Here is a 24,014-nt window from a genome sequence, read left to right as displayed (position 1 = left end):
TTCTTATAAAGCCGTGTCGCTACCGGGAACCGCCTTGCTTCCGGAACGAAACTCTGGGGATTTCCCTTCCGATTCCACCAAAAGTTTCATTTGTTCCGGATATCCGTAGGTTCCATGTTCACTGATATCAAGACCCATCAATTCCTCTTCCTCCGTTACGCGGATGCCCATCGTAACTTTCATGATATACAGAATGATGAACGAGATCACCAGAACGAATGCAAACGTGCCGATCAGACCCAGAAGCTGAACGCCGAGCTGGCCGAAGCCCCCGCCGTAGAACAACCCTTCCTTGCCTACGCCGGTGATTTCAACAAGCCTAGGAGCAGCGAACAATCCGGTGGACACGGCACCCCACATACCGGCAATGCCGTGTACGGAGAATGCATATACAGGATCATCGATACCTTTGCGGTCAAACCATTGCGCCGTAAAGAACGTAATCGTACCCGCTACGGCGCCGATCACAACGGCCGCCCAAGGCTCCACGAAAGCACAAGCGCCTGTGATGGCAACGAATGCAGCGAGAATACCGTTCAGCATGCTAGGAATATCCGCTTTGCCAAGAACCGCCCAAGAGATCAGCAATGCGGCCAGTGCGCCTGCCGCTGCCGCGATATTCGTATTCAATGCCACGAAACCGAAGAAACCGTCTGTGAGTGCCGAGATGGTGCTGCCCGGGTTAAACCCGAACCAGCCGATCCAGATGATGAATACGCCGAGTACGGATAAAACTTGGTTATGACCCGGTATGCTGTTAGGCTTCCCGTCTTTATTATATTTGCCAAGTCGAGGCTTCAGAAGAATGGTAGCCACCAGTGCTGCTGTTGCGCCTGTCAAGTGAACGACCGTCGATCCGGCAAAGTCCTGCATGCCCAGAGCGCCGAGCCAGCCGCCGCCCCAAACCCAGTGAGCAACGATCGGGTAAATCACGATGGTGAACAGCAATCCAAACACGATATAAACGCTGAGCTTTGCCCGTTCTGCCATACCACCGCAAGCGATCGCCAAGGATACGGCCGCAAAGGACAGATGGAACAGGAACATGATGGTCGTCGGCACATCGTATGCGGACAAGGAATCAAATGAGCCTGCTGCATTGTCTCCGCTTAAGAAAAAGCCTTCAAATCCGAAAAAGCTGTTGCCGTTACCGAAGGCTAGACCAAACCCTAGCGCCCAGAAGGCTACGATCGAAATGCCGAAGGTCAGAAAGGTCTTGCCTGCGACGTGTCCCGCATTTTTCATGCGAACCGAACCGGCCTCCAGCAGAGCGAACCCTGCTTGCATGAAAAATACGAGCAGCGCTGCCAAGAATACGAATACGGAGTTCAGACCAGCCGTCAATTCAACGTTCGTGGCTCCCCCATCAGCGGCGAACGCGCTCGCCGGGAATGCGAGTAGAGCGATTACTCCCGCCATTAAACCTAGCCATCTTTTTTTCATGTTTTACACTCCCCTTTGTGTTAACTAATATAACATAACCTTGAATTCTTATTGTCATTATAGGGGGGAGATTAAAAATCCGCAACGGTTTTTTTCAAAAAAAACTTCCTTTATGTAATATAATCTAACATTAAGTGCATACAGTGCAAATCGTTTAACATGATGCTCAGTGCAGAATAAATTAGGCTTCAAGGTTTTTTGTCACAACTATGACGTTTGACTGTATGGTTGAAGATCATGTATCATATTTCTATTAAAATGAAAATATAAATGCATTCATTAATGTCCAATTCAATGAAGGCTTGCGAGGTGATGAATGATGGGGATCACGAGCGGAAACCTTTTCCGGATCGGTGAGCTGGCCAAGGCTGCCGGAATCAGCGAAAGAACCATTGACTACTATACGAAGCTGGGTTTGATCTCCCCTGAAAAACGGACGTTAAAAAACTACCGGCTGTACAGTTCTGAAACCTTAAGCACTCTCGAACGTATTAATCAGTTGAAGCAAGAGAAATATACTCTCGATGAGATTAAGGAGAGACTGGATCGCTGGAAGTCGGTTGCCGATGATTCCGAAATGACGGAGAAGCTAACCAAACTCGAAATACAGATGAAACAGCTGGAACGGGATGTCAAGGAGCTCAACCCGCTTCTTAGCGAATTAAAACCCAGTCAAGCACGGGAGGTGCTCGCTAACATTCTTCCCAAGGGAGCTGCCTGTATCGAGTCGCTGCAAATTTTGCTGAACCAGTTCACTTCGATGTAATGATGCAACACCAAATTGACAACTTTGTATGGGGGTATGATAAATGTATTCTGACTGGATGTTTATACTCATTATTATTGCGTTTATATTCTCTCTCTGGGCTCAGTTCCGGGTCAAAGGCACGTTCAACAAATGGGCCAAGGTTGAAAACAGCACCGGCATGACCGGATACGATGCAGCGCGTCATATGCTGGATGCCAACGGACTCCATGACGTACCGATTGAACCGGTGCCAGGCACGCTCTCTGACCACTATGATCCGACCAAACGCGTAGTCCGGTTGTCGGAGCCTGTTTATTACGAACGTACCATCTCGGCCGTCTCCGTCGCTTGTCACGAGGTAGGCCATGCGATCCAGCATGCGGAGCACTATCCGATGCTCGTAGCCCGTCACAAGATGTTCCCGGTCGTTAACTTTGCATCCGGTATCGCTCCGTTTCTCTTGATTGCCGGATTCCTGTTCCAAGCCATGAACCTGGTCGGTCTCGGCATTATCTTCTTCTCTTGCGCCGTTGCCTTCCAGCTTGTCACGCTGCCGGTCGAGTTTAACGCAAGCAACCGTGCCCGTCAGCTGATGGTTCAAGAAGGCTATATTGCCAATGACGAAGAACGCGGAGTCGCTAAGGTATTGAACGCTGCGGCCCTGACCTACGTCGCTGCAGCTTTGATCTCGCTGCTCGAGCTGATCCGTTACATCATGATCTTTACGAGCAACCGCGAATAAACCCGTTTGACATGAAGAACAACGATAAAGGGCTTTCCTCTCTACCTTGATTGGCGGAGACGGAAAGCCCTCTTTTTTTATAATCACTTGATGATGTCCATCTTGAATTCTAGACTCTTAGGAGAAGAGAAGCGTCATTCCGCTTTCTCTTCCTTTTTCGGCGACGGATCAATGCCAAAATATTGAAGCAGAAACGCACGGAAGGCTTGCGCAACCGGTGGCAGCTTCTCGTCCGCGCGGTGAATCAGACCGATGGAACGCGTTACCTTCGGCTCCGAGATTCGGACGCGTGCCGGTTGAAGCGGATTCGTCTGGAACAGCGCCATTTCAGGTAGCAGGCTGACCCCCATGCCGGCAGCAACCAGCCCGCGGATCGTATCCGTCTCCTCGCCTTCAAAAGCAATTTTCGGCGTGAACCCGGCCTCCAGGCAGGCATGCCATACAATCGGGCGCAAGGAGTAGCCCTTGCTGAACAGCACAAAGCGTTCCTCCTTCAATTGCTCCAGCTTGATGGACTGCTCCCCCGCAAGCGGGTGATTCGGCGGCAGGATCGCAAACAGCTCCTCTGTCAACACGATATCTCCGTCCACTTGATCGTGGCGATCCGGAAACGGAGACACAAACGCCAAATCCACTTCAGCCCCGACGACGTCCCGGATCAAAGTCGGGAACATGCCCTGCTTAAACCGGAACTTCACGTTCGGGTACTTCTTCCGAAATTCAGCCACGATGGACGGAATCAAATGTATGCCCAGGCTGTGAGGGAAACCGATACGGATTTCCCCTTGCTCCGGGTCCAGGAATTCATGTATCTCGACGACCGCACGGTCCAAATCCTTCATAATGCTCTCCACCCGTTTGCAAAAAAGCTGGCCTACCGGGGTTAACTGCAGATTCCGGCCTTTTTGCATGAACAAATTAACACCCAGTTCTTCTTCCAACTGATGTATTTGACGGCTGACGGCCGACTGAGCCACATGAAGCTCTTCTGCCGCTTGGGTAACGTGTTCCTTTTGCGCAACCTTTACAAAGTATTGCAACTGTCGTAATTCCACGCCTTTTATCGCTCCATTCTTATTCCCTAGAAGACTTGAAGACTTTATCCAAATCATCCAATTCTATTATAACAGACCCTCTTAGGTCCGATTATGTTCGACGTTTGAATAATCGAATCATGAGACCGTAGAGGAAAAATCCGCCTACCAATCCGCCGACATGGGCTACAAGGCTGACCCCTGGGGTAAACGAGAACAAGATCCCCAATATAAGCAGGGTGAACAGCGTCTTGCGGGACGACTCATCAATGACATGCTGCTGGAACAAGGCGATGTACAGATAAGCGCCATAAGCTCCGTATATGGCTCCTGAGGCGCCTACAAGGAAGGTATAGTCCTCCATGCGCTCATAATAAGCCAATCCGATTACATTACCGAGAACACCGCTGAGCAGATATAGAATGGCAAATTTCCAGCTCCCCATGATTCTCTCCAGCGGGGGAACGAATACCAGCAGTGCGAAGCTGTTGAACAACAAATGGTCAAATCCGTTATGGAGGAACATCGCCGTAAAATATCTCCATGCCTGGTCGACGAACTGCGGCAAATCCGACAAAGCTCCATATTTCAGCAGCGTCATCGGATTCCTCGAACCGCCGTCAAAGGATGTGATTACAAACATCACCAGGTTGATCACAAGCAGCAGCGATGTAACGGGATAATAACGCAAATAACTTTTCCAATTCTCATAACGTACGAATATCATAGCATCCTCCTCATCCTAAACCAGGCCAGGGGTGCCCTTTAGTGGACATTCCCTTTTTAAAAAGATTATAATGTACCATGAACCTGATCACCAAACTTTGATATCCAAGGAGGAGATTTCTCATGGCTCAAGAACGTTCAGGAGCTGCCACTTTCAAGGGCAATCCTATTACACTCATCGGACCACAGCTCAAGGCTGGTGATGCCGCGCCGGATTTTACCGTGAGCAAGAACCTGCTCGAAGACGTATCTCTTAAAGATTATGCAGGTAAAATCAAGCTGATCAGCGTCGTTCCTTCCCTCGACACCGGGGTATGCGACGCACAGACGCGCCGTTTCAACGAAGAGGCCGCCGGACTTGGCGACGATGTCGTGATCCTTACGATCAGTGCCGACCTTCCGTTCGCCCAGGCCCGCTGGTGCGGAGCTGCAGGCGTTGACCGGGTCATTACGCTGTCCGACTATAAATCGCGTTCTTTCGGTGAAGCGTATGGCGTGCTCATCAAGGAGTTTCAGCTCGACATGCGTTCGATCTTCGTCGTGGATGCTAACGATACCATCACCTACGTAGAATACCTTGGCGAAATGACGGAGCACCCGAATTACGAAGCTGCCATCGATGCCGTGAAATCTCTGCGTTAACACGCCGAAGGCTACATATGCGGCACACCTTTAAAAAGCGGGAGAGCAGCTCTCCCGCTTTTTCTTATTCTACTAAGCATCCACTTTATACTTGCTCAGTTTTTTGTCCAGTACAGCGTACAGGTTCAAGATGACCCGGTAGTTCGCCCCCAGATCCCCAAGGGAACCGCGGGATGCCGAATACATGTCAACTGCGCTGCGAACCGGACTGATGCCGAGCACGGATACGGTAATGTCCAGTGTACGTCCAAAGGAGGTTCTTTTCTCTAACGTGATTTCTCCCACGGATTTTACCTCATGCAGAACTTTGTAACCCGGAATTTTTTTCAGTGTCGAGGAAACCTCTTCAAAACACTTTTCTTTTGAAAGATTGTAATAACGCGTCTTCAGCTTGGGATCTTTAGCACGGTCGCTTGTGCCGTCATAGCTGCGCACGATACCGATTAGAACTCGTTTTAATGACAAAGACCGTTCCTCCTTTATAAATGACCGTTCCTTTCCATACTCTAGTTTAACATTGTTTATGCTTTCAGCAAACCTTTATATACAGCAAAAAGGCACCTCTTTCACTTCGAATTCGAAATAAAAGAGGTGCCCATTCATTGGCTTGACGAAACCCGCCTATGCCGTCCGGTAAACATTGTCTTCGAACCTGCTATAGCAGGTGGGTGACCGCAGAACCGCTTATGAATTCCCCTTGTCATATAGACAGGGCATTTCAGCCACGATTACGTATAGATCTCCCTAGACATCGTCATTGGTTCAAAACAACGGAAAACCGAAACGAACATCGCAGGATGTAGTCTTATTATAGGGGGTTTTGCCGGAAAAGTAAACCTCTCGTTATTTAAGGTTTCGATCCGTTCTCTCCCTTTTTGGCAGAATCCATGCTTTCCAGAAGAGCTTGCTCGGTTTCCGACTCCTCTTCCTCGGCCTTCTTCATTTTTTCCTGCTGCTCCTGCATTTTGGTAAAGGTCGCATAGAAGTTAAAGAACGCGAACAAGGCCATCAGGCAGAACAGGAAGAACACGAAGAGCACCGGCATTTGCGTGCCGATATACGCCAAGACAGCGCTTCCGATCAAAGTCGAAAATACGCGGAACGGACGAATCAGAGTCAGCAGCACCGCATTTTTTAGGAGCTGGGTCGTTTTCATCTCATAATGAACGGTCATGGAGAAGAAATTAAACAGGGAGACAAACAGTACAATGAGCAGCACCAGCATCACGATGCCGACAAGCTGGAAGCCATCGAGCTGCGTCATATAAACCGTGTAATCCACGTACATAATCACGAACAGCAGCGTATAAAAAATACCGCCGATCATGCTCTGCTTGTAATTTTCCTTATAGCCCTTAAAGAACGTTTTGAACACGGACACGTCCGGATTGCCCATTACCCATTTCCGCACAACGGTAAATAAAGCCGCCGTAGCCGGAAATAAAACAAACGGTGATAATATTCCCAGGATCCAGTTCGACAGCAGCTGCTCGTTATGCGCTTCCGGCGTCTGAACGGCCATTAGGAATTTGGTTAGAACGATAAACAGGAAAGGCGATGTACAAATAACCCACAAGATGTTCGAAAAAGCAATACGGGTAATCCACTCGGTGAGCTTATATAAGCCACCCATGGCTCCTTTCATTTCCAAATCCGTTTCCTCCTCACTCAAATCATGCATGTATCTATTAATATACCTTATTTTGTACATGCATTGCCAGAGCCTAATTTATACGAACCTGGGTGTATATCCAATCCAGTGGCCCTGTTTCTCCATACGATATCACGTAATCCATTCAACAAGCTTGAATTTCCAAATTTAAAGAGGAGGGATTATGTATGTCTTGTGAAGGCGGAGGTTACGGCTACGGAAATAACGTTGGTATTGTCCTGGTTCTGTTCATCCTGCTTGTAATTATTCTCAGCACATTCTATATCTAATGTCTCCTTAGTCATTATCGTGAAACAGATGGGCTGATCGTGGGTTTAAACTGCGCGGTTAAAGGGGATGCACTCAGGGTGCATCTTCTTTAACCATGAACAAAAAGACGAAGCGCGGCTCCACTTGGCGTGGGCTGCTGCTTCGTCTTTTGGTGTTTTTGGCAGATTACTCCCGGTAAAGGAAGTTAGCCGTTATTATTCGTCCCCGCTCCGGTTAGGACGACGCTCGCCGCCGCTGTAGGAACGCGGTTTGCGGTCACCGCTGTTGTTGCGGTCACGGTTGTAACCACCGCCATCGCGATCACGGTTGTAACCACCACCGCCGTCACGGCTGTATCCGCCTTTGGAGTAGCCGCCACGGTTACCTCCGCCGCCGCTTCCGCCGTCACGGCGATATCCGCCGCTGTTGCCGCGTCCACCATAACCGCCGCTAGGTTTGCGGCCATTACGGATATCCGGCTTCCGGCGTTTAGCGCGGATCGGATCCTCAGGGGTAAGGTGAATATCGGATGCTTCCTTCTTGTCGCCTGTCAGGATTTTCATTGCAGCTGCAAGCAATTGTACGGAATCGTACTGCTCCAGCAATTGAATGGCAAGACCTTTGTACTCGGTCAATTCCCCTTGCTCAATGATTTCAAGCACGCGCTCAGCGATGATGCGCTGTTTACCTTCGATCGCTTCGGCAATCGTTGGCAGCGGCTTGCGCGGAATACGGTGGCGCGTCACACGCTCGATGAAATACAGATGATCCATTTCACGCGGCGTGACGAAGGACCAGGCTGTACCTTCCTTGCCCGCACGGCCCGTACGTCCAATACGGTGTACATAGCTTTCCGGATCTTGCGGCAAGTCAAAGTTTACGACATGGGTAACGCCGGATACGTCGAGACCGCGTGCTGCCACGTCTGTCGCCACGAGCACATCGATGCTGCCGTCGCGGAATTTACGCATGACGGTATCGCGTTGGTGCTGGGACAGGTCGCCATGGAGGCCATCTGCCGAATATCCGCGTTTTTGCAGGGCTTCTGCCAATTCGTCGACACGGCGCTTGGTACGTCCGAAGACAATCGCAAGCTCAGGCGACTCCATATCCAGAAGGCGGCTCAAGGCTTCGAATTTTTGACGTTCAGGAACTTCGATATATGCTTGGTCGATCAGTGGAGCACTTACGTGCTTAGGAATAACGGATACATGCTCAGGTTCCTTTAGGAACTGGGATGCCAGCTTCTGAATGTTAGCGGGCATAGTTGCGGAGAACAGCAAGGTTTGACGTTCTTCAGGAACAAGCTTTAGGATCGACTGGATGTCTTCCATGAAGCCCATGTCCAGCATTTCATCCGCTTCGTCCAGTACAACGGTTTGTACGTCATCAAGACGGATGGTTTTTCTGTTGATGTGGTCAAGTAATCGACCCGGTGTACCGATAATAATCTGAGGCTTTCTTTTCAAAGCGCGGATTTGACGCCCGATATCCTGTCCGCCGTAAATGGCCAAGGAACGGATTCCTTTGAAACGGGACAGCTTGCCGATTTCTTCAGCAACCTGAATGGCAAGTTCGCGGGTCGGTGTCATAATTAGAGCGACGATACGCTCCTCTTCCTTGGCGATTTTGTGGATAAGAGGTAGGCCGAATGCTGCTGTCTTACCTGTACCAGTCTGTGCTTGTCCAATCATATCCTTGCCGGTTAGAGCAATCGGAATCGATTGGGATTGAATCGGTGTGGCTTCCTCAAAGCCAAGCTCAGTGATTGCTTGCAGCACGCGCGGCTCCAAGCCAAAATCTGCGAAATTTTTCAATAGGTTCATACTCCTTCTATCTGTGGACTTCCACTTTCTTCTCTGTATTCTTAAGTAGTGGTAACGTTTATAGGCTTTCCCGGCCAGCAGGATTTTCTGCACGAGGTGAACCGGTATATTTCTCTTATCACCAGTATGGTGACTGGTTAATGTATAATCATCCTGATAAGCTTGCAAAGTTATCAATGTAACGGACTACTCAAGAATATCCAATACATTATATCACAAAACATTTCTGGAATACCAGCAAGCTTAAAGAAGTCATAATAACCGGGAGGTGATTCCTATGCTGAAGCGTCTATGGACCTATTTCTCAATCGTATTCGGGGGCATGATTATCGCCGCCGGATTCAATCTGTTTCTGATTCCCCATCATCTGCTCAGCGGCGGCGTATCCGGCGTGGCCCTCGTGATCGGATATTTCACGCCGCTTAATATCAGCATCATGTATTTTGTCCTCAACATTCCGATCCTGATCACCGGCTGGTTCAAGCTGGGCAAAAGGTTCGTCGGTCTCAGCATCCTCTCGGTTATCGTCACAACCTTGTTTCTGGAGCTCATCCCAGTGAACCACGTTGCAACCGACATGCTGCTGTCCGCGGTTTTCGGCGGCGTGCTTGTCGGGTTCGGCACCGGCCTCTCCTTTCGGGTCGGCGGTTCGACAGGGGGCTTCGATATCATCGGCTCCCTGGTCACGAAATATCGGGACTTCCCCGTCGGCAGCGTGCTGGTGACGCTGAACGCCATCGTCATCATGGCGGTAGCTTATCTGGAGCAGGACTGGAACCTGGCGCTCGCTTCCATGGCCTCCATCTATGTTGCCGGTAAAATGGTGGATATGCTTCACATCAGCCACATCAAGGTGACCGTCTTTATCGTGACGAACCGGACGGAGGCCTTGCTTGAGAAGCTGCTCAAGCGCCCCCGCGGCATAACCAAGATCAAAACCCAGGGAGCTTTCAGCCATAAAGAGAAGGATATGCTCATGACCGTCACGACGCGATATGAGCTGGCTGAGCTGAAGCAAATCATTACGGAAACCGACCCCGAGGCTTTCGTCAATATCGTGGAAACGACGGCCGTCATGGGGCAATTCCGCAAGAACTAAATATTTACCAGGTGTGAGCGAGCGGTAAATTTGTGGTATAATATTAGTGCGCGGTTCCTACAATATTCATGAGATCTGATTCCCGGGCGAACGCTCAGGCCCAATTTTAATTGTTTTTCCGTTTTACAAAAGAACGTCCTGCCTAACCAATTCGGAAGGAAAGGGTGATTTTTATGGAAATGGAAACGGTAAAATTGTCACAAATCGTCATGAAGTGGTTCCCGGAAATGATACCGTTCTTCAGACAGAACGAATTGAATTCCATGATCGTTCTTAGGGACGGGCTGAGTATTCTGGAGCAGGAGGACGCTCTTGAGATCATTCAGTTCAGCATTTGCGAGCATCAGAATCAAACTCCGCTTCATTAATTTTAAAGCAACACGCGATCATTGCACGACAAATGCCGTTCTTCTCCGGTCCAGGTAAAATCCACCGGTGAAAAACGGCATTTTTTTATGAGAAAATGTGAATTCTATAGGCACGTCATTACCCGTTAAGCAGCAAAAGGCCGCATGTAACCGCTATCCACCTTCTTTGTGTTTCTAATCCGACTTGTCACTCCCCATGTTCACACGTTGTTCACGGTAAACTTGCCGCTAATGTCGAACTTTAGCGTTTAAAACGCCCTTCACCCGTTTAATGAACTAGGTACGCTCGCCCACCGTTTCCAATTTATTGTCGTTTGTAACAATCCTGTTCTTTTTGAAGGCAACCGTTCCTTTATAATCATGATGTGAATGTACACAAGGGAGAGAGTAATTATGAATATCATCTTGGCTTTATTCATCTTGGCATCCGCGGGTTTAGGCAGTTCCAGTCCGCAGGAAGGCAATCTTACCGCCAAACTTCAGGCCTCATTAAACACCGCCATGATCCAAGGCATGCACCAAAACAACAGCCAAGGCCACGGCCAAACCGAGGGCAAAGGCCAGGGGCAAAGCGGCATCAAGCCGAATACGACGGCAATCGATCCGCAGGTCGACGCGCCTAAAGTCAAGGGCATTTATGTAACGGCTTATAGCGCAGGCGGCTCCAGAATGAATCAGCTGGTGGATCTTTTGGACAACACCGATCTCAATGCCATGGTCATTGACATCAAGGATGATGAAGGATACATAACGTACAAGACCGATAATCCTAAACTGAAGGAGCTCGGCAAATCCCAGCCGTTTATCAAAGACATCAAGCAGCTGATGAAGCGGTTGGAGAAACACGATATCTATCCGATCGCCAGGGTGGTAGTGTTCAAGGATACCATACTCGCCAAGAAAAACCCGGAGCTTTCCTTCCGTAAAAGCGACGGCACCGTATGGACCAACGGCGGCGGCGACAGCTTCGTCAACCCGTACAGCAAAGAGGTATGGGATTACAACATCGAGATCGCCAAAGAAGCCGCCAAACTCGGATTCAAGGAAATCCAGTTCGATTATGTTCGTTTTCCGGAAGGTTTCGAGAAACGGGCCGATTCCCTGAAATATACCAAGACGGATCAATCGCGCGTGGACGTGGTATCCGATTTTGTGCAGTACGCCCGGGAAGAGCTCGCGCCGCTCGGCATCCGCGTCTCCGTTGACATCTTCGGCTATGCGGCCTCCGTGCCTGCGGCAGAAGGCATCGGGCAGGACTTCGTGAAAATCTCCAAAAACGTCGATATCATCAGCCCGATGGTATACCCGAGCCATTACACGGCGGGCTGGTTCGGCTCCCCCGTTCCGGACAAGGCTCCTTACCAGACGATCAAGGGATCCATGGAAGACACCCACAAGAAGCTTGATGAGCTGGGAGAGCAGAAGCCGATCATCCGGCCTTGGATTCAGGACTTTACCGCCAGCTGGCTCGGAAGCGGAAACTATGCCAAATACGGCAAAAAGGAAATCGAGGAGCAGATTCGCGCCCTCAAAGACACGAACGTCGATGAATACTTACTCTGGAATGCTTCCAACCGTTATACGGAAGGCGTCACTCATAAATAATCACTCATTCGTTTGGAAAGGGTCGGCCATCTTTTATGGCTGGCCCTTTCTTCCGTTTGAACGATGGTGAACCCCTCTCTTGACAGCCAATGCTATGATGAAGATTAGGGCCGGACTTCCGGCCCTGAACAAGCAAGCTGACGCACCCCGATTCAAACGCTGGTTGAGTTACGGCTTGCCGCTCAATAAGCCCGTTATTGTACCCGCTCAGGGCAGGGTCCTACAATATAGGGACAGCGTCATAAAACTTCAACGAAAGAAAGGCAAATCACAATGCAACCGACCACTACAACACGGGGAAAGCTGAAACAATTCGCGATCATTCTCATCCCCATTCTCGTAACGCAGCTTGCTTTATCGGCCATTACTTTTTTTGACACCAATATGTCGGGAAAATTCAGCTCGGTCGACTTGGCAGGCGTAGCCATCGCTACAAGCATTTGGATTCCGGTCCAAACCGGACTCAGCGGAATTCTCATGGGGATCACCCCCATCGTTTCGCAGCTCGTCGGCGGACGACAGGAACAAAAAGTCGCCTATCAGGTCAACCAGGCGCTCTGGCTGTCCGTCTCACTGGCCATCGTCGTCCTTGCGATCGGGTATGCCGTCGTACCGAGCATTCTTGGTGCCATGAACCTGGAGCCTGAGGTTCGGCGGATTGCTTCCCATTTTCTTGCCGCCATCTCGATCGGCATCATTCCGTTGTTTGCCTACACCGTGCTTCGCAGCTTCATCGATGCGCTCGGGCAAACGAAAATTTCGATGGTCATCACGCTGATCACCCTCCCGGTGAACGTAGGCTTGAATGCCCTACTGATCTATGGTTACTGGGGCTTTCCGCGATTGGGAGGCGTAGGTGCCGGCCTGGCGTCCGCCATTACCTATTGGACGGTTCTGGCGATCGCCATCGTCATCATCCATAGAAATCACCCATTCTCTCCATTTGGTATCTTCAGGCAGCTTCGGGGAGTATCCCTGAGCGCTTGGAAGGGCCTGTTAAAAATCGGCTTGCCGATCGGGTTCTCGATTTTTCTCGAGACCGCGGTCTTCGCCGCGGTGACTTTGCTCATGAGCAGCTTTGACACGGCTACCATTGCCGCGCATCAGGCCGCCTTGAATTTCGCTACGACACTGTACATGCTGCCGTTAAGCATATGCATGAGCTTAACCATTCTTGTAGGCTTTGAAGCCGGCTCGGGCCGGATGAAGGATGCCTGGAAGTACGCCAAGCTCGGCATCGGCACGGCCGTCATCCTGTCGCTGATCACCGCTGTCGTCCTGTTTATGGCCGGCCGCCAGGTTGCCGGTTTATATCCCAACGAGCCTGAGGTCGTGGCGTTGATCCAGCATTTCCTGCTGTTCGCGATTTTCTTCCAGATCTCGGACGCGATCGCCACGCCGACCCAAGGAGCGCTGCGAGGCTACAAAGACGTTAACGTCGCTTTTATGCTCGCATTTCTATCGTTCTGGGTCATTGGCCTGCCTGTGGGATACGTGCTCGCCAACTATACCGATTGGCAAGCCTTCGGCTACTGGATCGGGTTGATCACGGGTCTTGGGGTAGGCGCGGCCCTGATGCTTATGCGCCTGGTCAAAGTCCAGCGCAAGTTCGCTGGCCAGGCAAAGGCAACGTCCTTATCCGCATCATAAGACAACGGACCGCATATCGCGGAAGTTGTTATCGCGACATCAGGATGGTCTAACATTTATACTAAAAAAGACCGTCTCCAAGCAGAATGGATTCTGCCATGGAGACGGTCTTTTATCGTTATCGCCAAAACGGACTTATTGGGACAATCGCAATGCCAGATCGTACAGATCCCGGTCAAATTCCTTCTTGGTGTTAACGACCTTGTCAATGTCCGTAAGGACCAGTTCGCCTTTGATGATGCCGCATCCTTTGTCGGATTGGCCATCAATCAGGCTGCGAACCGCAAAATCGCCGAGACGGCTTGCCAAATTGCGGTCAAACGGAGTCGGAGCTCCGCCGCGCTGGATATGACCAAGCACGGTTACGCGGGCATCGATTGACGCATGGCACTCTTTCAGATCGTGGACAACGTCCTCGCCGCGTCCGACGCCTTCCGCTACGATAATGATGCTGTGGCGCTTGCCTTTGGCAAAATTCTCGCGAAGACGCGTCGCCACTTCATCAAGATTGTACTCCACTTCCGGCACCAGGATGGTCTCCGCCCCGGAAGCCAGGCCCGCGTGAAGGGCGATGTCGCCGCAGTGGCGTCCCATAACTTCTACAACCGACGAGCGGGCATGGGAAGACATCGTATCGCGCAATTTGTTTACAGCGTCTACAACGACGCTGACCGCTGTATCAAAACCGATCGTATAGTCGGTAAAGGAAATATCATTATCAATCGTGCCCGGAAGACCCATCGTTTTGATTCCGAGCTTGCTCAGCTTGTTCGCACCTTGGTACGAGCCGTCTCCGCCGATGACGACCAAACCGTCGATGCCGTGCTGATTCAGAATGTCGGCGCCTTTCTGCTGCCCTTCCGCCGTCTTGAACTCCTCACAACGGGCGGAACGAAGAATCGTGCCTCCGCGCTGGATGATATCCCCTACGCTGCGAAGGTCCATTTTGATAATGTCGTTTTCGAGAAGACCTTGGTAACCGCGTTGAATCCCGTATACCTCTAGTCCATAATACAAACCGCTCCGTACAACGGCGCGCAGCGCCGCGTTCATCCCTTGGGAATCGCCACCACTTGTAAGAACTGCAATTTTTTTAACCTCTGCCATGTCTCTTTTCCTCCTTCAATGTCACTCATGCTTATGCTTACGAATCCATCGGCTGTTGACGTAGAAAAAAATCCGGGTCATCGGGCTCTTCTTCATCAAACGTTTGGATACGGTGCGAACCAGTTGCTGCTCGCTGACTTTTGGATCGGATAAATATAACGCCAGTAACCCCTCAATGATCATACGATGAAAAGGGGTCGAGGGAATCGTTCTGACATCCTTCCGGGCCCACTCAACAATGGAAGCTATACGGTTCAGCATCGTATCGGCATCTTCGTAATAATTACAAAAGTTCAGATCGCCGCCCAGCCTGTCTTCGTCTTGATCAATAAGATAATCCAGCATAATGTGGAGACTGCATACATTCGGAAAATAAGACGCATGAATGGACGATGCATCCTCGTCATCCAGAAACGGATCGGTTGCAGCCAAGAACAGCATGAACACACCCAAGGTTGATCCCGTTGCAGCCGCAAACTCGTTCCACCGCAGATGCGGTGTCCGGTGTGCATGCCGGGACCACCATTCAAGCAATGCCGCTTCTCTCTTATCCGGATGGATGTGCTTGTATACCTGCAAATCGGCATAAAGCCCAGCCAAATCCCTTATGTAGGGCTTTGCCGCTTCATATCCTGATAATTGCCCGATGCAATCCCGGCATTTCTGCACAAGGCGGAGAAGATAACCTCCGTCCTCCCTTTCGGACCGGAGCGCGTAATAATCAGCCGGCTCCATTTCAGGTGTAACGGCATCCAGCATCGACTGATGGAGCTGTCTGAAATCCGCTGGATCCAGCGAAGTACTGCGGTCACATAAATTATCGAGATAATCGCTAATTGTCTGGTAAGCTACAATCAATGGAATGAGAATGTGCTTTTCCGGCAGATTGGCTGCGGCATACACCGCACCGCCCTGGCAGTGAAATCTTTTGGTATCTATACTGGCCAGTGCCTGCTTTCGTAGCTCCTCATCCGGAATTTGCTCAGCCTCCCGGCGCCACTTCTCCAATTCGCTCCGCACTTCCGGGAGTATGAATTTGTACACCCGGCTCATCAGCCCGACCGGACTGCGCGGAACCTTACGGCTTAGCTCTTGATTATTCAATGAACTCTGCCTCCACATGGTTGTCTTTTTATACCTATCCAAATCAAACCTATTATAATATGATCGCCCATTTTGCACAAATAACACAGATCATTGACGGGGGGCGGCCGTTAACGCATTCTATTATCCATCTATCTCCAATCAGCGATATGTTATATACTAGTCGGAGTTGAACAACAGACCATGAACTTCGCGAATGCCGTTTCATCCACCGGTCCACGGGTTCATGAAAGAACGGAGATCCCCAGCATGAAACTTCCCGCTTCGTCCAGACCGGATCAGAATTGGCTCCGCGCCTTTATGTTTACGATATTCGGCACGACAGCCCTTGTCATTTCTTATTTTCCGCTTTATTACAAAGAGATCGGCTTCAGCAGCGCGCAGATCGGCTATCTGTATGCCATCGGCCCGTTGATATCCATGTTCTCCAACATGATTTGGAGCTACACAAGCGATAAATACCGGACCATCAAACGCATCATGAACATTCTGATAATCGGGCAGCTTGTCACGATGCTTATCCTATGGCAGGTTACAAGCTTCGGCGTTGTATTGATTACGATCAGCTTGTTTTATTTCTTCTACTACCCGGTCTATCCGTTGGCGGATACGATGGCCATCCAGACGGCGCACCGGTACGGTCGCAGCTTTACCGTCATCCGCGTATTCGGCTCGCTCGGCTACGCGTTCTTCGCCCTTGGCATTGGATATGCCATCGGTGCAGCGGGCGCTTCGGCTGCGCTGTCGATCGGCATCGGGATCGGCGTGTTTACGCTCATATGCTCCTTTCTTATCCGCGATGGCGTCGCGGCCAAATCAGAGCCTGTGGAACTGGCAGCCCTGCTCAAAATATTGCGTTCGAAAGAAATATTGTGGTTTTTCGGCTGCACCTTCTGTCTTGCCATCGCCCACCGCATGAATGAAGCCTTTCTGACGCTCACCTTATCGGGGCTTGGTGCGGGCGAGGGTCTTATCGGGTGGTCCTTGATGATCTCGGCTGCCAGCGAGATCCCGATTTTTTTCCTGCTGAGCAAGTATGGAGACAAGATGAAGGAGCTGCCGCTGCTCGGCTTTGCAAGCCTGATGTTTGCGCTCCGATTCCTGCTCATGGCGCTGGCGTCCGATCCGTTGTCGGTGCTCGCCGTCCAGTCGCTTCACAGCATTACCTTCGGCGTGTTCTATGTAACCGCGGTCCGTTATATTACCAGGATCATTCCGTGGCAGTACCGGGCGACCGGGATGGCGCTCTTCATTATTTTCTGGTCCAGCGTCTCAGGGCTTCTCAGTGGAGCTTTCGGCGGTTTGCTGTTCGAAGCCGCGGGGAGATCGTCCTTCTACCTGCTTGCAGCCCTCCTGTCCTTCGCTGCCTGCCTCGGCTTTATCTACCGGCACCTCTTCGCCAAGCCGGAGGAGATGCATACCTCTGGATTAGGCGCCTAGAATACAGCGCGAAACGCTCCTGAGTATAAGATCAATAAAGGCAAGTACGGACCGGGTATCGATCCGAACCTGCCTTTGATTGATCCTGACTAGACCTGCTTGACCCAAAAGAATACAAAAAAGCACAGTTCTCGGTAGAGAACTGTGCTTCATGCCTTGGTAATTCTATAAGATCTCCGTATCGGGAGTTAGCTTACAGTTTTGTTACGTTGGCTGCTTGAGGACCACGGTTACCTTCTGTGATGTCGAACTCAACCGCTTGACCTTCTTCCAAACTCTTGAAGCCTTCTTCTTGAATTGCGGAGAAGTGTACGAATACATCCTCGCCACCTTCAACGGAAATGAAGCCGTAACCTTTTTCTGCGTTAAACCATTTAACTGTACCTTTCAAATGAACAACCTCCTAAAAATACCGCCATCTATGGCGAATATCCATATTATATCCCATGTTTTCTGACAATGCAATCCGTCAATTCACCCTAAGGGGCTTTTTTCGGCACACTATTTTAATCAGAAGATGATTTGCTTTTAAGCCCGCGAGTGCGTTATCATTTACCCAAAAGCCTAAGTAGCAAACGGAGATGCATATGATCAAAAAACATGAAATATACAAAAAAGACAAGTGGAACATGATGACGGTCGAAGTTCAGGGCCGATACATCGTTCTTCGCGAAATTTCCGACCAGTGGGGTGAAGAGACCCATACCTTCATGAGTCGGCCAGCCTTGATGCACTGGGCTCAAAACCGCTTTCCCAAAGAAGATTTCGAAGGCCGGGAAGATGAGTGGAGAGAAATGATGGCTGCCTTTAAGCAGGTGTAATGGATGGATTATACGAATATCGTCATCTTCATTATTCTGGCCTTCAGTCTGGGTGCCATCATGATCATGTACCGGGATCGGATACCCCAAAGACTGAGAAGGGGGATGGCCCTGATTGCCGTCGCCTTTATCTTGTTTGCCTTTTACCTTATTGTATACAGTTTCTTGAATCTGGGTTCCTCGTAAATTTATAGGATGAAAGTGGCGGGTACGCGGCATACTATCGCTCGGATGCTTCAATTCGAGGAGGTATTATGCCATGAGAGGCGCCAAGGTGCTCTGCATTACGCTTGCCATCTGCCTGCTAGCTCTATCCGCTGCCCGCTCCGAAGTCTTGTCTGAAGGAACCCGGACTCCAACTAATCCATATCATTCAAGGAGGATTTCCATGGAACAATTGTTGAAACGCGCTGATGTCCCTAAAGAGCATCAATGGAAACTCGAGGATTTATTTGCTGATCAAAAGGCTTGGGATGCAAGCTTTGCGGAGCTGAAGAATCTGCTGAAACGGACCGCCGATTACCAAGGCAAGTTAAACAACGCAGCTTCCATCAAGGAATGCTTCGAGCTCGAAGACGAAATTTCATACCATGCCGAACGCTTATACGTATACGCTCATATGCACCATGACGAAGATACGGCAAACCCTACATATCAGGCACTAACCGCCAAAGCCAAAAAACTGAACGTCGAAGCCGGAGAAGCCCTCTCTTTCATCACGCCTGAAATTCTGTCCCTGTCCGAGGCGGAACTGGATAAACTGATCGAGGACCCTACCCTGAAGGAATTCAAATTCACGCTGACGGAGATGAAACGGGAGAAAGCGCACGTGCTGTCCAAGACGGAAGAAGCGCTGCTGGCTCAAGTCGGCAACCTCTCCTCTGCACCGCAGACCATTTTCGGCATGCTCAACAATGCGGACATGAAATTCCCGAAAATCAAAAACGAGGACGGCAAGGACGTCGAGCTTACGCACGGCAATTATATTCAATTCCTGGAGAGCCCGAACCGCGAGGTTCGCGAGCGTGCCTTCAAAGCCGTCTACGAAACCTACGGCAAGCAGAAAAACACGATTGCGGCTACGCTGAACGCCAACGTTAACAAAAATATGTTCTACTCCCGCGTCCGCAAGTACCCCTCCGTTCTGGAAATGGCTCTCTATGGGGATAACATTCCGAAGGAAGTCTACACGAACCTGATCGACACCATTCACGAGAGCCTGCCGCTCCTTCACCGTTACATGGAGCTCCGCAAGAAGCTGCTGGGCGTGGATGAGCTTCATATGTACGATTTGTTCGCTCCGCTCGTAGAAGAGTACAAATGGGATATCACGTACGAGGAAGCGAAACAAATGACCAAGGAAGGCCTTACGCCGCTTGGTGACGATTATCTCAGCAGCCTGCAGGAAGGCTATGACAACGGCTGGATCGACGTGTACGAGAATGAGAACAAACGGACCGGCGCGTACAGCTGGGGCGCATACGGCACGCATCCATATGTTCTGCTGAACCACAAAGATAATCTGAACAGCATGTTTACCCTTGCCCACGAGATGGGTCATGCGCTTCACTCCTACTACTCCGACAACGCCTTGAAATACCGTGATGCGCAGTACACCATCTTCCTGGCCGAAGTGGCGTCCACCACGAACGAGGCGCTGCTGATGGATTACCTGCTGAAGAACGCCAAGGATCCGAAGCAGAAGATGTATCTGCTCACCTACTATGCCGATCAATTCCGGACGACGGTATTCCGTCAAACGATGTTTGCCGAGTTCGAGAAGATCGTGCATGAACGCGTGGAAAGCGGCGAATCCCTGACGCCACAGGATCTTTCCGACATCTACTACGAGCTGAACGTGAAATATCACGGCAAAGGCATGCAGGTGGATAAAGAGATCGGCATGGAATGGGCACGGATTCCTCATTTCTACAACAGCTTTTATGTGTACAAATACGCGACCGGCTTCTCGGCTGCGGCCAGTTTCTCCAAGCAAATCCTGGAGGAAGGCCAGCCTGCCGTTGACCGTTATCTCGGCTTCCTGAAGAGCGGAGGCAGCGACTACTCCATCAACATCCTCAAGAAGGCCGGCGTGGATATGTCTTCTCCGGAGCCGATCCGTGAGGCGATGAGCGTGTTTGAAGACGTCATCAACCAGATGGAGCAGTTGACGAAATAAACAGCCCTGCTTTCGCGGGCTTAAGCGAATCTCAATTGACCGGTGGAATAAAATCCCTTGCCCTTTACGGGCGAGGGATTTTATACTGTTTGGAGGAAGGAGGTGTTCCCCATGAAAATTCAATGGTCGTTAATCGCAGCCTTATTGTTTGCCCTGATTACGGCTGTGTTCGCCGTCATCAATGTCAATCCGGTTGCCGTGAACCTGTTATTCGGCACCGTCAACGTACCGCTGATTCTGCTGATTATCGGATGCTCGCTGATCGGGGGACTGATCGTCGGCACGTTCGGGATTTACCGTCAATATCAAATGCAGAAGGAAATCCGTTCGTTAGCGGAGCAGCTCATACATATCCGTGAAGTAACGGGATACACCCCTGAAATACAAGCTGCGGAAGAGGAAAACAAGAAAGATCAGAAGGACGCTCCCGTTGAATAGGAAGGCTGTCCCATCGAACCAAGGAGGCATAACAACCCGTGTCGATACAACCGAATGAAACTTACGTGCTGGACCTGCTAAAAGAACTGCTGGATACGCCGAGCCCTACCGGATATACCCACGACATCATGAAGCGGATCGAGCAGGAAGCCGCTTCGCTTGGAGTTTCCCTGGAATGGAATGAGAAAGGCGGAGCCATCCTGTCCGTTCCCGGACAAGACGGCAGCCGAACCGTCGGCCTGAGCGCCCATGTGGACACGCTCGGCGCCATGGTTCGTGCCGTGAAATCGGAAGGTACGCTCCGGCTTACCTCCGTCGGCGGATACATGATGAACAGCATCGAGAATGAATACTGCATCATCCATACGCGCAGCGGCAAGAAATATACGGGCACGATCCTGTCCACGCATCCTTCCGTTCACGTGTACAGCGATGCCCGTGATTTCAAGCGCCAGGAAGCCCATATGGAGGTCCGGATCGACGAATGGGTGGAGTCTGCCGAAGATGTGAAGAAACTCGGAATCGGCGTTGGTGATTTTGTGTCCTTTGATGCGCGTGCGGTCATTACGCCGAGCGGTTACATCAAATCGCGCCATCTGGATGACAAAGCCAGCGTCGCCGCCCTCTTCGGCTTGCTCGAAAGCATGAAACGGGATAACTGGAAGCCTGCCTACAATGTGAAGCTTCTCATCTCGAACTATGAAGAGGTCGGACATGGCGCCGCCTACATTCCTGCCGACATCCATGAACTGATTGCGGTCGATATGGGCTGCATCGGCGATGACCTGAGCTGCAAGGAAACCGATGTATCCATCTGCGCAAAGGATTCTTCCGGTCCCTACGACTACGGCATGACCAGCCGTCTGATCCAGCTGGCTGAAAGCGAAGGCATTGCTTATGCGGTGGACGTGTACCCGCATTACGGCTCCGATGCATCCGCGGCGCTCTCCGCCGGCAGCAACATCAAGGCTGCGCTGATCGGTCCCGGCGTTCATGCATCCCATGCGATGGAAAGAACGCATAAACAGGCTGTTCTTAACACCGTTAAGCTGCTGGCTGCCTACGTGAAATAAGTCATCTCCCTACAGAAAAAGGGGCGTCCCGCCAAGGCCATAAGCCTGGGGACGCCCCTTTTGCATATTCAAGATTTCTTGCTCTGCTCAATCTTCTCCGCAAGCTCGTTCAGATAGGTCCAGCGCTCCATCAAATGCTCCAGCTCGCCTTCCGTCTCCTCTTGGGACTTCATCAGCTCCTGAAGCCTGGCCGCATCGCTGCCGGCGGTCTCCATCTCCGATTGAATCGAAGCGAGCTTGTTCTCGGCGGCTTCGATAAGACCGTCAATCTGCTCGTACTCCCGCTGTTCTTTATAACTGAATTTCAAGCGCTCCCGCGGCGCTTCCTGAGCGGAACCGCTGCCTGAGCCTCCCGAAGCAGGCTTGGCACTGGATGCTTCCGCCTTGCCCCCGGCGGCTTCGCCGCCATGGCGCTGCATCCATTCGGCATATTCGCTGTAAGAGCCGACATGGACACGGATCTGTCCGTTGCCCTCAAACGCCATGATCTTGTCAACCGTTCGATCCAGGAAAAAGCGATCATGGGATACCACGATGCAGACGCCCGGGAATTCATCCAGGTACTGCTCCAGGACGGACAGCGTCTGAATGTCCAGATCATTGGTCGGTTCATCGAGAAGCAGCACGTTCGGCGCGCTCATCAGCACCCGCAGCAGGTACAGCCTGCGCTTTTCGCCCCCGGACAGCTTGGCGATCGGCGTCCACTGCAGCGCCGGCGGGAACAGGAAGCGTTCCAGCATCTGGGCCGCGGTAATGGCCGAGCCGTCCGCCGTGCGGACAACCTCCGCTTCATCCTTGATATACTCAATCACTCGCTGACTGCCGTCCATCTCCTGATGCTCCTGGGTGAAATAACCGAGCTTGACCGTGGGGCCAAGCACGACTTCCCCGGCATCCGGCTGAAGCCGCCCGGCAATCAGATTGAGCAGCGTGGATTTGCCGCTGCCGTTCGGGCCAACGATGCCGATCCGATCCTCGGGAACGGCAATGTAGGAAAGATCCTGAATGAGAACTTTGTCATCGCTCTTCTTCCGCAGACCTTCAATCTCCAGAATTTTTCGTCCCAGCCGGGTAGAAGCGACCGAGACGTCCAGTTCGCCGGAGCTGTGAACCATCTCCTGATCCTTGAGCTTCTCGAATCGTTCGATCCTCGCCTTCTGCTTGGTCGTACGCGCCTTGGCTCCTCGGCGAATCCAGGCCAGTTCGTTCCGCAGCAAATTCTGGCGCTTCTGCTCGGAAGCAGCCTCACGCTCCTCGCGCTCCGCCTTCAGTTCCAGAAAGCGGCTGTAATTCGCCTCATATCGGAACAGCCGCCCGTGGTCCAGCTCCAGCATGACATTGGCCACCCGGTCCAGAAAATACCGATCATGCGTAATCATGAGCAGCGCACCCCGGCGCTTCTGCAGATACTGTTCCAGCCAGGCCACGGATTCATTGTCGATATGGTTCGTCGGCTCATCCAAGATAAGCAAATCGGAAGGCTGAATCAAGGCCGCAGCCAATGCGACCCGCTTACGCTGGCCGCCTGAGAGCGTCCCCATCTTCGCGTCATAATTCCGGATGCCCAGCTTGGACAGGATGGTTTTCGCATCGCTTTCCAGCTGCCACGCCTGCAGCGTATCCAGCGTCTGATTGAGCTTCAGCAGCTTCTGCTGCAGGTCTTCGCGATTCGGATGCAGCTCCAGCAGTTCCATCGTTTCGGTGTACTCCCGGACCGCCTTCATCTCTGGAAGATCGCCCTCAAATACCTGCTGCAGGACGGTATTGTCCGGATCAAACTCGGGGTTCTGGGCCAGATAACGCACCCGGATGCGATTGCCCATCGATATTTTACCGGCATCCGGCGGCTCAATCCCCGCGATAACGCGCATAAACGTGGATTTCCCCGTGCCGTTTACGCCGATGATCCCGATTTTATCCTGGTCCTCCATCCCGAAGGAAGCATCCTGAAACAGAATTTTGTCTCCATAGCTTTTCGTTACCTGTTCCACGGTCAATATATTCATAGTTATGATCCCTACTTACATTTATAGATTTCGTTGATCGTT

At 51.2% G+C, this 24,014-nt stretch carries 24 protein-coding genes and 1 other RNA gene; 14 read left to right on the top strand and 11 right to left on the bottom strand.

All coding sequences use genetic code 11. The annotated features are described in order from the left end of the window. Nucleotides 1–3: 3 nt before the first annotated feature. Complete coding sequence (locus RB298_RS18755; RefSeq protein ID WP_096776053.1) at nt 4–1,443, bottom strand: ammonium transporter; 1,440 nt, start codon at nt 1,441–1,443, stop codon at nt 4–6. A 316-nt stretch (nt 1,444–1,759) separates the two neighbouring features. Here RB298_RS18755 and RB298_RS18750 point away from each other — a divergent pair, with 316 nt between their 5' ends. Together RB298_RS18750 and RB298_RS18745 are read left to right on the top strand one after the other, a co-directional pair. Next, on the top strand, nt 1,760–2,209 hold the full coding sequence (locus tag RB298_RS18750) for a MerR family transcriptional regulator (protein WP_009594823.1): 450 nt from the start codon (nt 1,760–1,762) through the stop codon (nt 2,207–2,209). Between the two features lie 43 nt (nt 2,210–2,252). Continuing rightward, nucleotides 2,253–2,933, top strand: coding sequence for a zinc metallopeptidase (locus RB298_RS18745; RefSeq protein WP_009594846.1), 681 nt, complete (start codon nt 2,253–2,255; stop codon nt 2,931–2,933). A gap of 134 nt (nt 2,934–3,067) precedes the next feature. On the opposite strand, the gene gltC is transcribed toward RB298_RS18745, so the two are convergent. Together gltC and RB298_RS18735 are read right to left on the bottom strand one after the other, a co-directional pair. After that, on the bottom strand, nt 3,068–3,988 hold the full coding sequence (gene gltC, locus RB298_RS18740; RefSeq protein WP_009594790.1) for a glutamate biosynthesis transcriptional regulator GltC: 921 nt from the start codon (nt 3,986–3,988) through the stop codon (nt 3,068–3,070). Between the two features lie 91 nt (nt 3,989–4,079). Continuing rightward, nucleotides 4,080–4,694: a rhomboid family intramembrane serine protease gene (locus RB298_RS18735; RefSeq protein ID WP_096776054.1), complete on the bottom strand. Its 615-nt coding sequence runs from the start codon at nt 4,692–4,694 to the stop codon at nt 4,080–4,082. A gap of 122 nt (nt 4,695–4,816) precedes the next feature. Here RB298_RS18735 and tpx point away from each other — a divergent pair, with 122 nt between their 5' ends. After that, the gene (tpx, locus tag RB298_RS18730; RefSeq protein ID WP_009594784.1) at nt 4,817–5,335 is read left to right on the top strand and encodes a thiol peroxidase; all 519 of its coding nucleotides are present in this window, start codon (nt 4,817–4,819) and stop codon (nt 5,333–5,335) included. Between the two features lie 72 nt (nt 5,336–5,407). Here the strand turns inward: tpx and RB298_RS18725 are convergent, their stop codons facing one another. From RB298_RS18725 to RB298_RS18715, 3 genes are all read right to left on the bottom strand, one after another. Then, nucleotides 5,408–5,800, bottom strand: a complete 393-nt coding sequence (locus RB298_RS18725) for a DUF1499 domain-containing protein (protein WP_006211699.1) — start codon at nt 5,798–5,800, stop codon at nt 5,408–5,410. A gap of 145 nt (nt 5,801–5,945) precedes the next feature. Continuing rightward, a non-coding RNA gene (gene ssrS / locus RB298_RS18720) (6S RNA) lies at nt 5,946–6,137 on the bottom strand. A gap of 45 nt (nt 6,138–6,182) precedes the next feature. Next, the gene (locus RB298_RS18715) at nt 6,183–6,986 is read right to left on the bottom strand and encodes a YesL family protein (RefSeq protein ID WP_015736695.1); all 804 of its coding nucleotides are present in this window, start codon (nt 6,984–6,986) and stop codon (nt 6,183–6,185) included. A gap of 188 nt (nt 6,987–7,174) precedes the next feature. On the opposite strand from RB298_RS18715, the gene RB298_RS18710 reads away from it, so the two are divergent. Further along, entirely contained in the window at nt 7,175–7,276 is a 102-nt protein-coding gene (locus RB298_RS18710) for a hypothetical protein (RefSeq protein ID WP_015736696.1), read from the top strand. A gap of 195 nt (nt 7,277–7,471) precedes the next feature. Here RB298_RS18710 and cshA read toward each other — a convergent pair whose 3' ends face one another. Continuing rightward, nucleotides 7,472–9,073 (bottom strand): degradosome RNA helicase CshA, encoded by a 1,602-nt coding sequence (gene cshA, locus RB298_RS18705; protein ID WP_096776055.1) that lies wholly within the window; start codon nt 9,071–9,073, stop codon nt 7,472–7,474. Between the two features lie 286 nt (nt 9,074–9,359). Between cshA and RB298_RS18700 the strand changes: the two genes are divergently transcribed. The 4 genes from RB298_RS18700 (at nt 9,360) to RB298_RS18685 (ending at nt 13,804) form a co-directional block, all read left to right on the top strand. Beyond that, entirely contained in the window at nt 9,360–10,181 is an 822-nt protein-coding gene (locus RB298_RS18700) for a YitT family protein (protein WP_096776056.1), read from the top strand. A 173-nt stretch (nt 10,182–10,354) separates the two neighbouring features. Next, entirely contained in the window at nt 10,355–10,549 is a 195-nt protein-coding gene (locus tag RB298_RS18695) for a hypothetical protein (protein ID WP_006211704.1), read from the top strand. 393 nt (nt 10,550–10,942) lie between these two features. Continuing rightward, on the top strand, nt 10,943–12,154 hold the full coding sequence (locus RB298_RS18690; RefSeq protein ID WP_015736698.1) for a putative glycoside hydrolase: 1,212 nt from the start codon (nt 10,943–10,945) through the stop codon (nt 12,152–12,154). A gap of 273 nt (nt 12,155–12,427) precedes the next feature. After that, the gene (locus RB298_RS18685) at nt 12,428–13,804 is read left to right on the top strand and encodes an MATE family efflux transporter (protein WP_486047956.1); all 1,377 of its coding nucleotides are present in this window, start codon (nt 12,428–12,430) and stop codon (nt 13,802–13,804) included. A 135-nt stretch (nt 13,805–13,939) separates the two neighbouring features. Here RB298_RS18685 and pfkA read toward each other — a convergent pair whose 3' ends face one another. Continuing rightward, complete coding sequence (gene pfkA / locus RB298_RS18680; RefSeq protein ID WP_009594803.1) at nt 13,940–14,911, bottom strand: 6-phosphofructokinase; 972 nt, start codon at nt 14,909–14,911, stop codon at nt 13,940–13,942. A gap of 21 nt (nt 14,912–14,932) precedes the next feature. Further along, nucleotides 14,933–16,015, bottom strand: a complete 1,083-nt coding sequence (locus tag RB298_RS18675; protein WP_096776059.1) for a tetraprenyl-beta-curcumene synthase family protein — start codon at nt 16,013–16,015, stop codon at nt 14,933–14,935. A gap of 249 nt (nt 16,016–16,264) precedes the next feature. Here RB298_RS18675 and RB298_RS18670 point away from each other — a divergent pair, with 249 nt between their 5' ends. Then, nucleotides 16,265–17,455, top strand: a complete 1,191-nt coding sequence (locus RB298_RS18670; RefSeq protein WP_486047954.1) for an MFS transporter — start codon at nt 16,265–16,267, stop codon at nt 17,453–17,455. A gap of 193 nt (nt 17,456–17,648) precedes the next feature. Here the strand turns inward: RB298_RS18670 and RB298_RS18665 are convergent, their stop codons facing one another. Continuing rightward, entirely contained in the window at nt 17,649–17,846 is a 198-nt protein-coding gene (locus RB298_RS18665) for a cold shock domain-containing protein (RefSeq protein WP_006211711.1), read from the bottom strand. Nucleotides 17,847–18,042: 196 nt separating this feature from the next. Between RB298_RS18665 and RB298_RS18660 the strand changes: the two genes are divergently transcribed. The 5 genes from RB298_RS18660 (at nt 18,043) to RB298_RS18640 (ending at nt 21,966) form a co-directional block, all read left to right on the top strand. Continuing rightward, nucleotides 18,043–18,276 (top strand): hypothetical protein, encoded by a 234-nt coding sequence (locus RB298_RS18660; RefSeq protein WP_009594800.1) that lies wholly within the window; start codon nt 18,043–18,045, stop codon nt 18,274–18,276. Between the two features lie 3 nt (nt 18,277–18,279). Beyond that, nucleotides 18,280–18,462 carry a hypothetical protein gene (locus tag RB298_RS18655; RefSeq protein WP_015736702.1) on the top strand — a complete coding sequence of 61 codons (183 nt, stop codon included), beginning with the start codon at nt 18,280–18,282 and terminating at the stop codon, nt 18,460–18,462. Nucleotides 18,463–18,664: 202 nt separating this feature from the next. After that, nucleotides 18,665–20,455: an oligoendopeptidase F gene (pepF, locus tag RB298_RS18650; protein WP_486047952.1), complete on the top strand. Its 1,791-nt coding sequence runs from the start codon at nt 18,665–18,667 to the stop codon at nt 20,453–20,455. A gap of 111 nt (nt 20,456–20,566) precedes the next feature. Next, a complete protein-coding gene (locus RB298_RS18645; protein ID WP_009594827.1) occupies nt 20,567–20,893 on the top strand; it encodes a LapA family protein in 327 nt (108 codons plus the stop codon). Between the two features lie 38 nt (nt 20,894–20,931). Then, nucleotides 20,932–21,966 (top strand): M42 family metallopeptidase, encoded by a 1,035-nt coding sequence (locus RB298_RS18640; RefSeq protein WP_213579392.1) that lies wholly within the window; start codon nt 20,932–20,934, stop codon nt 21,964–21,966. Nucleotides 21,967–22,034: 68 nt separating this feature from the next. Here the strand turns inward: RB298_RS18640 and taeA are convergent, their stop codons facing one another. Beyond that, nucleotides 22,035–23,972, bottom strand: a complete 1,938-nt coding sequence (gene taeA, locus RB298_RS18635) for an ABC-F type ribosomal protection protein TaeA (RefSeq protein ID WP_213579393.1) — start codon at nt 23,970–23,972, stop codon at nt 22,035–22,037. Between the last annotated feature and the right edge of the window lie 42 nt (nt 23,973–24,014).

Origin of the sequence: Priestia sp. BR_2 (assembly GCF_041954005.1) — a bacterium.
Classification (GTDB): domain Bacteria; phylum Bacillota; class Bacilli; order Paenibacillales; family Paenibacillaceae; genus Paenibacillus_AQ; species Paenibacillus_AQ lautus_A.
Note: the sequence above shows the minus strand (reverse complement) of the source record. Positions and strands in the feature narration are given on the sequence as shown.

Bases quoted from the DNA above. Each gene is read 5' to 3' on its own strand.
- RB298_RS18755 (WP_096776053.1), bottom strand. From the start codon at position 1,443: ATGAAAAAAAGATGGCTAGGTTTAATGGCGGGAGTAATCGCTCTACTC.
- RB298_RS18750 (WP_009594823.1), top strand. From the start codon at position 1,760: ATGATGGGGATCACGAGCGGAAACCTTTTCCGGATCGGTGAGCTGGCC.
- RB298_RS18745 (WP_009594846.1), top strand. From the start codon at position 2,253: ATGTATTCTGACTGGATGTTTATACTCATTATTATTGCGTTTATATTC.
- RB298_RS18735 (WP_096776054.1), bottom strand. From the start codon at position 4,694: ATGATATTCGTACGTTATGAGAATTGGAAAAGTTATTTGCGTTATTAT.
- tpx (WP_009594784.1), top strand. From the start codon at position 4,817: ATGGCTCAAGAACGTTCAGGAGCTGCCACTTTCAAGGGCAATCCTATT.
- RB298_RS18710 (WP_015736696.1), top strand. From the start codon at position 7,175: ATGTCTTGTGAAGGCGGAGGTTACGGCTACGGAAATAACGTTGGTATT.
- RB298_RS18700 (WP_096776056.1), top strand. From the start codon at position 9,360: ATGCTGAAGCGTCTATGGACCTATTTCTCAATCGTATTCGGGGGCATG.
- RB298_RS18695 (WP_006211704.1), top strand. From the start codon at position 10,355: ATGGAAATGGAAACGGTAAAATTGTCACAAATCGTCATGAAGTGGTTC.
- RB298_RS18690 (WP_015736698.1), top strand. From the start codon at position 10,943: ATGAATATCATCTTGGCTTTATTCATCTTGGCATCCGCGGGTTTAGGC.
- RB298_RS18685 (WP_486047956.1), top strand. From the start codon at position 12,428: ATGCAACCGACCACTACAACACGGGGAAAGCTGAAACAATTCGCGATC.
- pfkA (WP_009594803.1), bottom strand. From the start codon at position 14,911: ATGGCAGAGGTTAAAAAAATTGCAGTTCTTACAAGTGGTGGCGATTCC.
- RB298_RS18670 (WP_486047954.1), top strand. From the start codon at position 16,265: ATGAAACTTCCCGCTTCGTCCAGACCGGATCAGAATTGGCTCCGCGCC.
- RB298_RS18660 (WP_009594800.1), top strand. From the start codon at position 18,043: ATGATCAAAAAACATGAAATATACAAAAAAGACAAGTGGAACATGATG.
- RB298_RS18655 (WP_015736702.1), top strand. From the start codon at position 18,280: ATGGATTATACGAATATCGTCATCTTCATTATTCTGGCCTTCAGTCTG.
- pepF (WP_486047952.1), top strand. From the start codon at position 18,665: ATGGAACAATTGTTGAAACGCGCTGATGTCCCTAAAGAGCATCAATGG.
- RB298_RS18645 (WP_009594827.1), top strand. From the start codon at position 20,567: ATGAAAATTCAATGGTCGTTAATCGCAGCCTTATTGTTTGCCCTGATT.
- taeA (WP_213579393.1), bottom strand. From the start codon at position 23,972: ATGAATATATTGACCGTGGAACAGGTAACGAAAAGCTATGGAGACAAA.